Source organism: Clavibacter michiganensis (assembly GCF_016907085.1).
GTDB classification, from domain to species: Bacteria; Actinomycetota; Actinomycetes; order Actinomycetales; family Microbacteriaceae; genus Clavibacter; species Clavibacter michiganensis_O.
On record NZ_JAFBBJ010000001.1, the window covers coordinates 2224648 to 2236588 of the forward strand.

At 74.0% G+C, this 11941-nt stretch carries 9 protein-coding genes and 1 tRNA gene; 4 read left to right on the forward strand and 6 right to left on the reverse strand.

Features of this window, described 5'->3' with window-relative positions; genetic code table 11:
• Positions 1-90: 90 nt before the first annotated feature.
• From JOE38_RS10435 to JOE38_RS10460, 6 genes are read right to left on the reverse strand one after another with little or no spacing between them, the layout of a single operon-like run.
• Positions 91-1995: a protein kinase domain-containing protein gene (locus JOE38_RS10435; RefSeq protein WP_204576212.1), complete on the reverse strand. Its 1905-nt coding sequence runs from the start codon at positions 1993-1995 to the stop codon at positions 91-93.
• Positions 1992-3443 (reverse strand): peptidoglycan D,D-transpeptidase FtsI family protein, encoded by a 1452-nt coding sequence (locus JOE38_RS10440; RefSeq protein ID WP_204576213.1) that lies wholly within the window; start codon positions 3441-3443, stop codon positions 1992-1994. Before JOE38_RS10440 ends, JOE38_RS10435 begins: the two co-directional genes overlap by 4 nt.
• Entirely contained in the window at positions 3440-4837 is a 1398-nt protein-coding gene (locus JOE38_RS10445) for an FtsW/RodA/SpoVE family cell cycle protein (protein WP_204576214.1), read from the reverse strand. Before JOE38_RS10445 ends, JOE38_RS10440 begins: the two co-directional genes overlap by 4 nt.
• Positions 4830-6089: a PP2C family protein-serine/threonine phosphatase gene (locus JOE38_RS10450; RefSeq protein WP_204576215.1), complete on the reverse strand. Its 1260-nt coding sequence runs from the start codon at positions 6087-6089 to the stop codon at positions 4830-4832. Before JOE38_RS10450 ends, JOE38_RS10445 begins: the two co-directional genes overlap by 8 nt.
• 4 nt (positions 6090-6093) lie before the next feature.
• On the reverse strand, positions 6094-6678 hold the full coding sequence (locus JOE38_RS10455; RefSeq protein ID WP_204576216.1) for an FHA domain-containing protein FhaB/FipA: 585 nt from the start codon (positions 6676-6678) through the stop codon (positions 6094-6096).
• Positions 6675-7406, reverse strand: a complete 732-nt coding sequence (locus tag JOE38_RS10460) for an FhaA domain-containing protein (protein WP_204576217.1) — start codon at positions 7404-7406, stop codon at positions 6675-6677. Before JOE38_RS10460 ends, JOE38_RS10455 begins: the two co-directional genes overlap by 4 nt.
• Before the next feature lie 191 nt (positions 7407-7597).
• Between JOE38_RS10460 and JOE38_RS10465 the strand changes: the two genes are divergently transcribed.
• The 4 genes from JOE38_RS10465 (at position 7598) to JOE38_RS10480 (ending at position 11922) form a co-directional block, all read left to right on the forward strand.
• Positions 7598-7684, forward strand: a tRNA-Leu gene (locus JOE38_RS10465).
• 170 nt (positions 7685-7854) lie between these two features.
• Positions 7855-10101: a bifunctional lysylphosphatidylglycerol flippase/synthetase MprF gene (locus JOE38_RS10470; RefSeq protein WP_204576218.1), complete on the forward strand. Its 2247-nt coding sequence runs from the start codon at positions 7855-7857 to the stop codon at positions 10099-10101.
• A complete protein-coding gene (locus tag JOE38_RS16020) occupies positions 10098-10784 on the forward strand; it encodes a response regulator (protein ID WP_204576219.1) in 687 nt (228 codons plus the stop codon). Before JOE38_RS10470 ends, JOE38_RS16020 begins: the two co-directional genes overlap by 4 nt.
• Positions 10785-10791: 7 nt before the next feature.
• On the forward strand, positions 10792-11922 hold the full coding sequence (locus JOE38_RS10480; protein WP_204576220.1) for a sensor histidine kinase: 1131 nt from the start codon (positions 10792-10794) through the stop codon (positions 11920-11922).
• The last annotated feature ends 19 nt before the right edge of the window (positions 11923-11941 follow it).

An 11941-nucleotide genomic window follows, 5' to 3' on the forward strand; every position in this document is an offset into this window, starting at 1 on the left:
ACCGGGGGTCCGCTGGGGATCCGGGCGGACCCGGGACAGGCGGACGGGGGCGGACGAGCAGTCGCCGTCCGCCCCCGCGTGGACCGCCGGTCAGGGGTTCCGGTGGGAGCTGGAGACCAGCGAGCGCTCGTCGGTGCGACCCGGGGCGGGGGTCGGCGCCATGCCGGTCGTGCCGCCGGCGCCGCCGCCCGTGCCCCCGGTGCCGCCACCCGTTCCGCCGCCCGTCCCGCCGCCGGTGCCGCCCGGGGCGGCCTCGACCGTGACGGTGACGGTGCTGCTGTACGGCGACTCGTTGGTGCCGCAGATGGCCAGGTACTTGACGGTGAACGTGCCCGGGTTCGTGCCCACCTTGATCTCGCCCGACGTGGTCTGAGCGTTCGTCGGGTTCGTGCTGCCGCCCCAGGTGCCGGTCGCGCCACCTGAGACGGAGTCGGCCTGGATCTGGTACCCGTTCAGCGTCTGGCCGGCGGGGCAGGAGTAGGCGGGCCAGGAGATGTCCACCTCCTGGCCGGCGCGGACGTCCGTCGGCTCGACGGTCGGCGTGCCCGGCGCCGCGGTGGGCAGGGTGGGCGGCCCGTACGCCGTGATCTGGATGGTGGCGCCCTTCGCGACGGTGCCGGTGGGGGTGATGGCCGTGACGCGACCCTCCTCCTCGCCGGACGGCGCGGCGCTGCCCGTGATGACGGTGACCTTGAGGCCGAGGGCCGTGAGCTCCGCCGTGACCGTCTTCTGGTCGCGGCCGATGTAGTCGTCCCGGTTCACGTCCACCGTGCTCGCCGTGGGCGAGGGCGTGGGGGTCGGGCTCGGGGAGGGACTCGCGCTCGGGGTCGCGGTGGTCTCGACCGGCGCAGGGGCCGCGTTGTCCCCGCGCTGGCCGGCGGTGAGGGCGATGGCGCCGGCCACGATGGCGCCGATCACGAGGATCGCGACGACGACGAAGATCCAGATGGCGCGCTTGCGGGCGCGCGGCTCCTCGGGCTCCTCGTCGTCCGCGTCGTCGAGGAGGAAGGGATCCGCCGTGCCGGCGCGCGGCGCGGAGGAGGACAGGACGGTGGTCGCGCCCGTGTCGGCGGCGCGGCGGCCGGACGGCATGAGCTGCGTGGCCTGCGTGGGCGCGGGATCCGCGAGCGCGGCGGCACCGGCGACGGCCGCGACCGCGATGGTCGCGGTGGCGACGTCGCCCCGGCGGAGCGCCTGCGCGGCGCGCGCGAGGTGCGCGGCGCTCTGCGGGCGGTCGGCCGGCTTCTTGGCGATGCACGACATGACGAGGTTGCGCACGGGCTCGGCGACGGTGACCGGCAGCTCGGGCGGCAGCTCGTTGATCTGCGCCATGGCGATGGCGACCTGCGACTCGCCCGTGAAGGGGCGGCGGCCGGCCAGGCACTCGTACGCGACGATGCCCATCGAGTAGACGTCGGTGGACGGCGAAGCCGGGTGCCCGCTCGCCTGCTCGGGCGAGAGGTACTGCACGGTGCCCATGACCTGGCCCGTGGCGGTGAGCGGCACCTGGTCGGCGATGCGCGCGATGCCGAAGTCGGTGATCTTCACGCGGCCGTCGGGCGTGATGAGCAGGTTGCCCGGCTTGATGTCGCGGTGGACGAGCCCGGCCTGGTGCGCGGCGTGGAGGGCCAGCGCGGTCTGGGCGATGATGTCGAGCACCTTGTCGGTGGACAGCACGCGCTCGCGCTCGAGGATCGTGGAGAGCGCCTCTCCGGGCACGAGCTCCATCACGAGGAAGGCGCTGCCGTCCTCCTCGCCGTAGTCGAAGACGTTGGCGATGCCCTCGTGGTTGACGAGCGCGGCGTGGCGGGCCTCGGCGCGGAAGCGCTCGAGGAACCCGGGGTCGCCGAGGTACTCGTCCTTGAGGATCTTGATCGCGACCTTGCGCCCGATGACGAGGTCGGTGGCCTCCCACACCTCGCCCATGCCGCCGATGGCGATGCGATCGCCCAGCTGGTAACGCCCTCCGAAGGTCAGTCCGCTCGTGGGTCTCATCTGTCCAGCACCGCCTCAATCACTTTCTTCGCCACGGGGGCGGCGAGGGTGTTCCCCGAGCCCGATCGTCCTCGTCCGCCGCCGTCCTCGACCAGGACCGCGACCGCCACCTGCGGGTCCTCCGCCGGCGCGAAGCCGGTGAACCACAGCGTGTACGGGTCGTCGGAGCCGTTCTGGGCGGTGCCCGTCTTGCCGGCCACGTCGACGCCACTGATTCTCGCATTCGACGCGACGCCGCTCCGGACGTCGTCGATCATCATCCGGGTCATGGTGTCGGCGGTCTCCTTCGAGATCGGGTCGGCGAATCGGCTGGGGGAGAAGCCGGAGAGCTCGCTCAGGTCGGGGTTGAGGACGCTGTCGACGACGCTCGGCTTCATGACCTCGCCGCCGTTCGCGATGCCGGCCGTGACCATGGCGGTCTGCAGCGGGGTGGCGCGGACGTCGAGCTGCCCGAACGCGGACTGCGCGGTCTGGGCGTCGTCGAGGTCGGGGGAGAAGACGCTCTTGGCGCTGGCCATGGGCACGTCGATCGACTTGCCGTAGCCGAACGCGTCGGCCATCGCCGCGATCCGCTCGGAGCCGAGCGCGATGCCGAGCTGCGCGAACGGGATGTTGCAGCTGAGTCGCAGCGCGGTCGCGATGCTGACCTCGGCCTCGGGGCCGCACGCGCCCTCGCCGGCGTTGGTGATGACCGTGCCGGTGCCGGGCAGCGTGAAGGTGGGCGGGTTGGGCAGCAGCGAGTCGGGCGTGTACTGGCCCGACTCGATGGCGGCGGCCGCGGTGATGAGCTTGAACGTGGATCCGGGCGGGTTGAGGCTGTTGACCGCCCGGTTGATGAGCGGGTTCGCCGGGTCGGCGAGGAGCGACGAGTAGCTCTGCTGCACGGCCGCGCGATCATGCGACGCCAGCGTGTTCGGGTCGTAGCCGGGCTTGGAGACCATCGCGAGGATGCGGCCGGTCTTCGGCTCGATCGCGACCACGGAGCCCTGCAGCGATCCGAGCGCGTCGTACGCCGCCTGCTGCACCTTCGGGTCGATCGTGAGCTCGACCGACGCGCCCTTCGGGTCCTGCCCGGTGAAGGTGCGCGTGAGGCTGTCGAAGAACTGCGTGCCGCTCGTGCCGCTGAGCACGTCGTTCATGGAGTCCTCGAGGCCCGTGGATCCCTGGCCGAGCGTGTAGTAGCCGGTGACCGCGCTGTAGAGGTCGGGCTGCGCGTAGGTGCGGAGGAACTTGTAGCGGTCGTCGACCGGCACCGAGGAGGCGATGGGCGTGCCGTCGACCAGGATCGAGCCGCGCTCGGCCGAGTAGCTGGCGATGATGGTGCGGCTGTTGCGCGGATCCGCCTGCAGCGTGGGCGCGGAGACGACCTGGATGACCGACGCCGCGACGAAGAGGGCCACGAACATGGCCAGGACGAACACGGAGACGCGCTTGAGCTCGCGGTTCACGACTCGACCACCAATCGGGGCTGGTTGCGGACGGTGTCGGAGAGGCGGAGGAGCAGGGCCGCGATGATCCAGTTGGCCAGCAGCGAGGATCCGCCCGCCGCCATGAACGGCGTCGTGAGGCCCGTGAGCGGGATGACGCGCGTGACGCCGCCGATGACGACGAAGACCTGCAGCGCGATGACGAACGAGAGGCCGATGCCGAGCAGCTTGCCGAAGTCGTCCTGGCCGGCGAAGCCGATGCGGAAGCCGCGCGAGACGAGCAGCAGGTAGAGGGCGAGGATCGCGAAGACGCCCGTGAGGCCGAGCTCCTCGCCGAGGCTCGCGAAGATGAAGTCGCTGTTGGCGAGCGGGGTGAGGTTGGGCATGCCCTCCCCGAGCCCGCGCCCGAACAGGCCGCCGTCGGCCATGCCGAACAGGCCCGTGACGAGCTGGTAGCTGCCGCCGTTCGCGTCGTAGACGGACGGGTCGAAGGGGCTGAGCCACGCGTCGACGCGACCGCCGACGTAGCCGAGGGTGCTCGCGCCGTACGCGCCGCCGAGGAAGAGGACGAGGCCGAGGACGACCCAGCCGATGCGGCCCGTGCTCACGTAGGTCATGACGATGAACAGGCCGAAGTAGAGGAGCGAGGTGCCGAGGTCGCGCTGGAAGACGAGCACGCTCATCGACACGGCCCAGACCAGCAGGATGGGGCCGAGGTCGCGGACGCGCGGGAAGCGCATCCCGAGGACCTTGACGCCCACCATCGAGAGGCTGTCGCGGGCGGTGACCAGGTAGCCCGCGAAGAAGACCGCCAGGCAGATCTTCGCGATCTCGCCGGGCTGGAACGAGAAGCCGCCGATGTGGATCCAGACGCGCGCGCCGTTGATGTTCTGGCCGATGACCGGGAGCATCGGCAGGAGCAGCAGGATGAGGCCGACGAACATGGCGATGTAGCGGTAGCGCTGCAGCACGCGGTGGTTCTTCAGCAGCACGATGACCGCGAGCCCGCACACGATGGCGAGGCCCGACCAGACGATCTGCCGCACGGCCACGCTGTCCCAGCCCGAGAGCCCGGCGGCGAGGTCGAGGCGATAGATGGCGGCGATCCCGAGGCCGTTGAGCACGGTCGCGATGGGGAGGATGAACGGATCCGCATCGGGCGCGAGCCAGCGCAGCGCCACGTGCATGCCGAGGACGAGGACCGCGAGGCCGGTGGCGGGGATGAAGAAGCTCTGGTCGAACGCGCCGAGCACGCCGAGCTGCACGAGGTACAGGGCGCCGCCGTTGATGACGGAGGCCAGCACGACCAGCGCGAGCTCGAGGTTCCTGAGGCGTCGGGGCACGCGGATGCGCGGGATCCGGGGCGCGCGCTCGCGGCCGCGCACGGGCGCGTCCGTCACGCCGGCGCTAGCCACGCGCGGCCTCCTGCAGCCGGTTGACGATCTCCTCGGCGCCCGCGAGCGAGTCGGCGTTGATGGTCTGCTCCACCTGCTGGCGGTAGAACGGCTGGAGGTCGTCGACCTGCACCTCGGTGCGGGCGTAGACGTGCGAGAGCTCGATCGGGCCGATGGTCTGCTGCACGCCGTTGTAGACCGCGACCGTGCCGTCGGCCTCGCCCACGTAGTAGCGCGACTGGGTCCAGCGGTAGCCGAGGACGCACGCGAGGACGAGGCCCGCGAGGATCAGCGCGACGCCGACCAGCCAGGTGACGCGGCGGCGGAGCGCGCGGCGACGGTCCTCCGCGATGAGGGCCTCGAGGTACTGGTCCGACTCCGGCTCGAACTGCGCGTCGCGCGCGGCCGTGGTGGCGCGCAGCGGGTGCAGCAGGAGCGACGGGATGCGGACGGCGCGCTTCGCCGGCTCGTCGCCGAACGCGAGGGGCTGCGCCGCGGATCCGACGAGCACGGGCTCGGGGTCGGGCCGGGCGGCGGCCTCGTCGTCCTCCTCCAGCACGTCGACGACCACGACCGTGACGTTGTCGGGGGCGCCGTGGTCGAGCGACTCCTTGACGAGCGCGTCGGCGACGGTGTCGGGCGTGCCCGCGGTCGCGAGGATCTCGGTGATCCGCTCCTCGGACACGTAGCTGCTGAGGCCGTCCGAGCACAGCAGCCAACGGTCGCCCGTGTGCGTGTCGAGCACCTGCGTGTCGACCTCGGGCGCCGCGTCGACGTCGCCGAGCACGCGCATGAGCACGGAGCGGCGCGGGTGGACGAGCGCCTCCTCGGGCGTGATGCGGCCGCTGTCGACGAGGCGCTGCACGAAGGTGTGGTCGGCGGAGATCTGGCTGAGCTCGCCGCGGCGGAAGAGGTAGATGCGCGAGTCGCCGATGTGGGCGATGGCGACGTGGCGGCCGACGCGGGCGAGCGCGCTGACGGTGGTGCCCATCCCGGTGAGCTCGGAGTGCTCGAACACGGTCTCGGCGAGGAGCTGGTTGGCGGCGACGAGGCCGGCCTGCAGCGCGAACTCGGCGTCGTGGGCGGAGGCGTAGACCTTGTCGGCCTCGATGATGCGCGTGAGGGCGACCGCGGAGGCGACGTCGCCGCCCGCGTGCCCGCCCATGCCGTCGGCGACGACGAAGAGGTCCCGCCCCGCGTAGCCCGAGTCCTGGTTGTTCGACCGGACCTTGCCCACGTGGGAGACGGCAGCGGCCTGCGTCACTGTCGCCACGCCGCTACCGCCGGAGCTCGAAGCTGGTCGCGCCGATGCGGATCGGCGTGTCGAGCGGCACCTGCGTCGGCACGCTCACGCGCTTGCCGTCGAGGAAGGTGCCGTTGGTCGAGTCGAGGTCCTGGATCATCCACTCGTCGTTCCAGAGCAGCAGGCGCGCGTGGTGGGTGGACGTGTAGTCGTCGCGGATCACGAGGCCCGACTCGCTCGAGCGGCCGATGGTGAGCGGCTCGGTGCCGAGCGGGATCTCCGTGCCGGCCTTGGCGCCCGAGGTGATGACGAGGTGGCGGGCGGTGGAGGTGGTGGCCTTCGCGCGGGACGGGACGGCGCCGGAGTTGGCGCCGGACGGCATCGACGAGATGGGCGGGGGCTGCACGGCCGGCTGCGGGGACCTCGGCGGGGCGGCGGCCGCCGCGGCGTACGGCGAGTGCGGGAACGGGGATCCGCCCGCCGCGCCCGTCTCCTCGCGCAGCTTCCGCACGCGCTGGCCGAAGAGGTCGGAGCGCAGCGCGTAGACGATGCCGAAGATGAACAGCCACAGCACCGCGAGGAACGCGAGACGGAGGACGAGGAGGGTCAGCTCGGTCACGACGCTCCCCAGAACCCGTCGTCGTGGCCCCGGCCCCGGGTGTCGCGCCCGCCGCGCTCCTCGGTGGCCTGCGGCACGACGCGGAAGGTGATGGCGGTGCGGCCGATGCGGATGACGGACTCGGGCGGGAGCGGCGCCTTCGTGACGGGCGCGCCGTTCAGCTCGGAGCCGTTCGTGGAGCCGAGGTCGCGGACCTGGGCGCGGGATCCGTCCCACGCGATCTCGACGTGGCGGCGGGACGTGCCCGGGTCGTCGACCGTGATGTCGGCGTCGCTGCCGCGGCCGATGACCGTGCGGCCCACGGGCAGCGGGTGGCGGGTGCCGGCGACGTCGACCACGGGCATCCACGTGACGCTGCCCTCCGCCGTGCGGCTGTCGATCTCCAGGACGCCCTCGGAGATGGCGTCGTCCTCGCGGAAGCCCACCTGCACCACGCCCGCGAACTGGTAGCCCTGCGAGGAGGCGTGCTTCTCGACCGCCTGGCGCAGCTGGTCGGTGAGCGCGGTGCCGATGCTCGCCATGCGCTCGGCGTCGGCCCGGGAGACCCGGAGGGTGAAGGAGTTGGGCACGAGGATGAGGTCGCGATCCACGACGGCGGCGTGGGTGTCGAGCTCGCGACGCAGCTGCGCGGCGATCTCCACGGGCTGCAGGCCGGACTTGAAGGTCTTCACGAAGGCGCCGTTGACGGCGCGCTCGAGGCCCTTCTCGAAGTTGTCCAGGATTCCCACGTGTGATCCGTCCTCGCGCGGTCCTTCCGCGGATGAATAGGGAGATCGTAGCCAACTCGCGAGGCGGTGCCCTGGACACCGGCCCCGCGCGGGGTGCGGATCGCCCTCGGGGAGGGGCGGACGGGGGCCCGGGCGGCGCGGGATCGGGCGGCACGGGACCGGCTCCTGGGCGTGATAATGTCGTCCGGTTGGCGCGAGTGGCGGAATTGGTAGACGCGCACGGTTCAGGTCCGTGTGTCCGTGAGGACGTGGGGGTTCAAGTCCCCCCTCGCGCACCAGCACAGGAGGCCCCCGGGATCACCCGGGGGCCTCTTCGCGTCTCCGGCGCGAGGACGGGCGGAGCGGCGACGCGGGCCCAGCCGATCGGCGGACGGGATCAGCCGATGGTCGGGCCGATCGGATCCCCCGGCCGATGCGCCGGCGGCCCCGCGCTGCGCACACTGGGGACGTGACGCACCCGACGCTCGCCCCCGCCGCCCGACCGACGCCCGTCGACCCCGCTGACGCACCGCCAACGAGCGCCGCGTCCGGCCCCGCCGAGGCCGCGCTCGGTGCGCTCCGGGTCGTCGGCCGCGCCCTCGCCCGCCACCCGCTCGCGATCCTCGCCGTCCTCGGGGGCAGCGCGTGGATCGGGCTCATGGCCGGCCTCGGCGAGCTCGCGCATCCGGCCGCCACCGCGATCGGCATCGCCGTCACCGTGATGGTGCTGGCCTGGTCGGAGAGCCGCATCGGGATCCTCCGCACGGCGCTCGTCGCGGCCCTCGGCTCCCTGGCGCCCGTCGCCGTCGCCGCGCTCCTCCTCGCCGCGGGCGTCGCCGTCGGCGACCTCTACGCGCAGATCGACGCGGCCGACCGCCTCTGGGCGCCGTCCGTCGTGCTCGTGGCGGTGGCCGCCGCCGCCAGCCGCGGGCTCGCCCCGGCCCACCGCGACGGCCTCCGCGCGGCCGTGCTCGCGGCGGTCCTCGCGGGGCTCCTCGCGGGCGGTCACGGCGTCGACCTCACGCGCGGCGTGGCGCTCCTCATCGGGCTCGGGCTCGGGCGCGTCCTCGTGCCGCTGTCCGCCCGCCCCGCCTGGCAGGACGAGGCGTCGTCCCGCGCCCGCGTCGTCGCCGCGACCCTGCTCGGCACGGTCACGCTCAGCTGGTGGATCGCCGCCGTCTCGGGCGACGCGATCGGCGTGCTGAGCGCGATGGGGTCGCTGCTGGATCCCGGCCCCACGGTGGCGGTGCTGTGCGTGCTCATCGTCGCCGTCGCGCTGCTCCTCCGCGGGCGTCGTCTCGGGCTCGTGCTCGGGACCGCCGCGCTGCTACTCGTCACCGGGCTCCTCGCCTGGTACGACACCGTCATCCCGCTCGCCGAGGACTGGTTCGCCTTCCCCATCGACTCCTGGATCGACCTCGAGCTGCCCCTGCTGGTGCTGACCACGTGGCTCGTGCCGGCGGCCGCGCTCGTCGTGCTCGTGGTGCGGCGGCGCTCGTTCGCCGCGCGCGCGGTCGCCGACGGGCGCTCGGCCGGGCGCGACCGCGTCCTCGCGCAGCTGATCCGCTCGGACGCCGGATCCCTCGGCTTCATGGGCACGTGGGCCGGCAGCAGCCACTGGTTCGCCGGCGAGGACGGCGACCCGGCCCCCCGCGGCGCCGTCGCCTACCGCGCCGCGCACGGGGTGGCGCTGACGGTCTCGGATCCGCTGGCCTCCGCGGTCGACGCGCCCGCGACGATCCGCGCCTTCGCCCGGCACTGCTCGGCCCACGGCCTCGTGCCCGCCTTCTACAGCATCCACTCCCGGCACCTGCCGGTCTTCGCCGAGCTCGGCTGGAGCATCACGCCGGTCGCGGAGGAGGCCGTGATCGACCTCCCCGGCTTCTCCACCTCCGGCAAGCGCCGGCAGGATCTGCGCACCGCCACCAACCGCGCGGCCCGGGACGGCGTCGACGCGCTGTGGGGCACGTACCGCGGCCTGCCCGACCCGCTCCGTCGCGCGGTCGACGCGCTGAGCGGCGACTGGGCCGACGCGAAGGCGCTGCCCGAGATGGGCTTCACGCTCGGCGGCCTGCGCGAGCTCGACGATCCCGAGGTGCGGATGCTGCTCGCGGTCGACGCCGACGGCCGCGTGCACGGCGTCACCAGCTGGCTGCCCGTCTTCCGCGACGGCCGCCTCGTCGGGAGGACGCTCGACGTGATGCGCCGCGGCGCCGACCCGATGCCCGGCGTGATGGAGTTCCTCATCGCGACCGCCGCCCGCGCCTTCCAGAAGGAGGGGCTCGAGACGCTCAGCCTGTCCGGCACGCCGCTCGCGGGCGTCGGGGCGATGCGGCCCGCCGGCCTGGTCGACCGGGTCGTGGCCCGCCTGCTCGCGGCGACCGGGCGCGTGCTCGAGCCGTCCTACGGCTTCACCTCGCTGCTGCGCTTCAAGGCGAAGTTCGATCCGCGCTACGAGACGCTCTGGCTCGCCTGCCCCACGGCGGCGGACCTCGCGCCGATCGGGCGCGCGCTGACGGCCGCGTACGTGCCGACCCTGCGGATCCGGCAGCTGGTGGGCGCGCTGCGGGCGGCGCGGGGCGAGGCCCGTGCCGGCCGTCGCGTGCGCCGGGCGGCCAGGCGCGCGGCCCGGGACGCTAGCCTCGGCCACACGGGGGACCGCGGCGCCGCGACCGGCATCGGCGGCGGATCCACCGGCGGGAGGCGGGACGCGTGAGCGACGGACCCGGCGTGGGCGAGGGCACCTCCGAGGCCGCACGCGTCGTGAGCGTCGTGGTGGTCGACGACGAGTCGCTCGTGCGCTCCGGCATCGCCATGGTGCTCGGAGCCAGCCCGCGCATCGCGGTGCGCGCGGCCGTCTCGAGCGACACGGCGGTCGCGACCGTGCGGGAGCACGCGCCCGACGTGGTGCTCCTCGACATCCGGATGCCCGCGCCCGACGGCCTCGCGATCCTCGCCGAGCTCATGGCCGAGCCCCGGCCGCCCGCGGTCGCCATGCTCACGACATTCGACACCGACGACCAGGTGCTCGAGGCCCTGCACCGCGGGGCGTCGGGCTTCCTGCTCAAGGACACGGATCCCGAGCAGCTCGCCCGGCACGTGCTCACGCTCGCGTCCGGCGGCATCGTGCTCGCGCCCGGCCTCCGGCCCGGCCGGCTCTTCCGCTCGCTCGAGGACGACGCGGCCCGGGCGCGCGTCGCCCGGCTCGGGGACCGCGAGACGATCGTACTGAAGGCGCTCGCGCGCGGCCTGTCCAACGCGGAGATCGTCGCGGAGTGCGGGCTCACGCTCGGCACGGTGAAGGAGACGGTCAGCTCGATCGTCCAGGCGCTGGGCGTCGGCACGCGCGTGGAGGCGGCCGTCGTCGCCGACCGCGCCGGGCTCGTGCCGCGCCGGTGAGTGGGCGATGCGCGTGACGGTCGAGGACGCCGCGACCGCGACCGGCGGTGCGACCCGGGCCGACCGGATCCGCGCGGCGCTCGTCGACCTGCTCGTGGCCGGGGTCGCCACCGCGGCCTCCTTCACGTTCCTCGCCGACGCGGAGTCGCCGTGGGATGCGGTCGCCGGCGTCGTCGCGTGCCTCGGGTTGCTGCTGCGCCGGCGCTGGCCGTGGCTCAGCCTCCTCGCGGCGATGCCGGCCTTCTACATCGGCATCGCGTACGTGCCGCTCGTGGTCGCCCTCTTCGACCTCGGCCTCTCGCGCGCCGCGCGCTGGCGGGTGGGCGTCGCGACAGGCGCGTCCCTCGTCGCGTACCTGCTGCCGATCGCGCCGCCGGAGGACCTGCAGTCGGTGGTCGGGCCCCTCGTGGACGCGACGATCTACACGGTCGGGCCCGCGCTCCTCGGCGCGTTCCTCCTTGAGCGGCGGACGGCGGCGGCGCAGCTGCGCGAGCTGCGGGAGGCGCAGACCCTCGGGCAGCGGCAGGCCGCGGAGGTCGCGCTCGCCCGGGAGCGCGCGGTGCTGGCGCGGGAGATGCACGACGTGGTGTCGCACCAGGTCAGCCTCATCGCCGTGCAGGCGGGGGCGATGCAGGTCGGCGCGGCGGACGAGCGCTCCCGGGAGGCCGCGCGCACGATCCGCGGGCTCAGCACGGTGACGCTCGAGGAGCTGCGCGGCATGGTCGAGGTGCTCCGCGCGGCGGGCGGCGAGCGGCGGGAGCTCGCGCCGCAGCCGACCCTCCGGGACGTGCCGGCGCTCGTGGCGGCCAGCGGGATCCGTGCGACGACCGACATCGACCTCCCCGCCGACCTCCCCGCGGCCGCCCAGCGCGCCGTCTACCGCACGGTGCAGGAGGGCCTCACCAACGCGCGGAAGCACGCGACCGGGGCGGCCGTGCGGATCACCGGGCGGCTCGACGCGGGCCACGTGCTGCTCGAGGTCGAGGCGGGCCGGGCGACGCTCCCGCTGCTCGACCTGCCGAGCGGGCGGCACGGGCTCACCGGCCTGCGCGAGCGCGCCCAGCTGCTCGGCGGGAGCCTCACGGCCGAGACGCGGCCCGACGGATCCCACGTGCTGCGGCTGCGATTCCCGCTCTGAGGGGGGGTCGGCCGGTCGG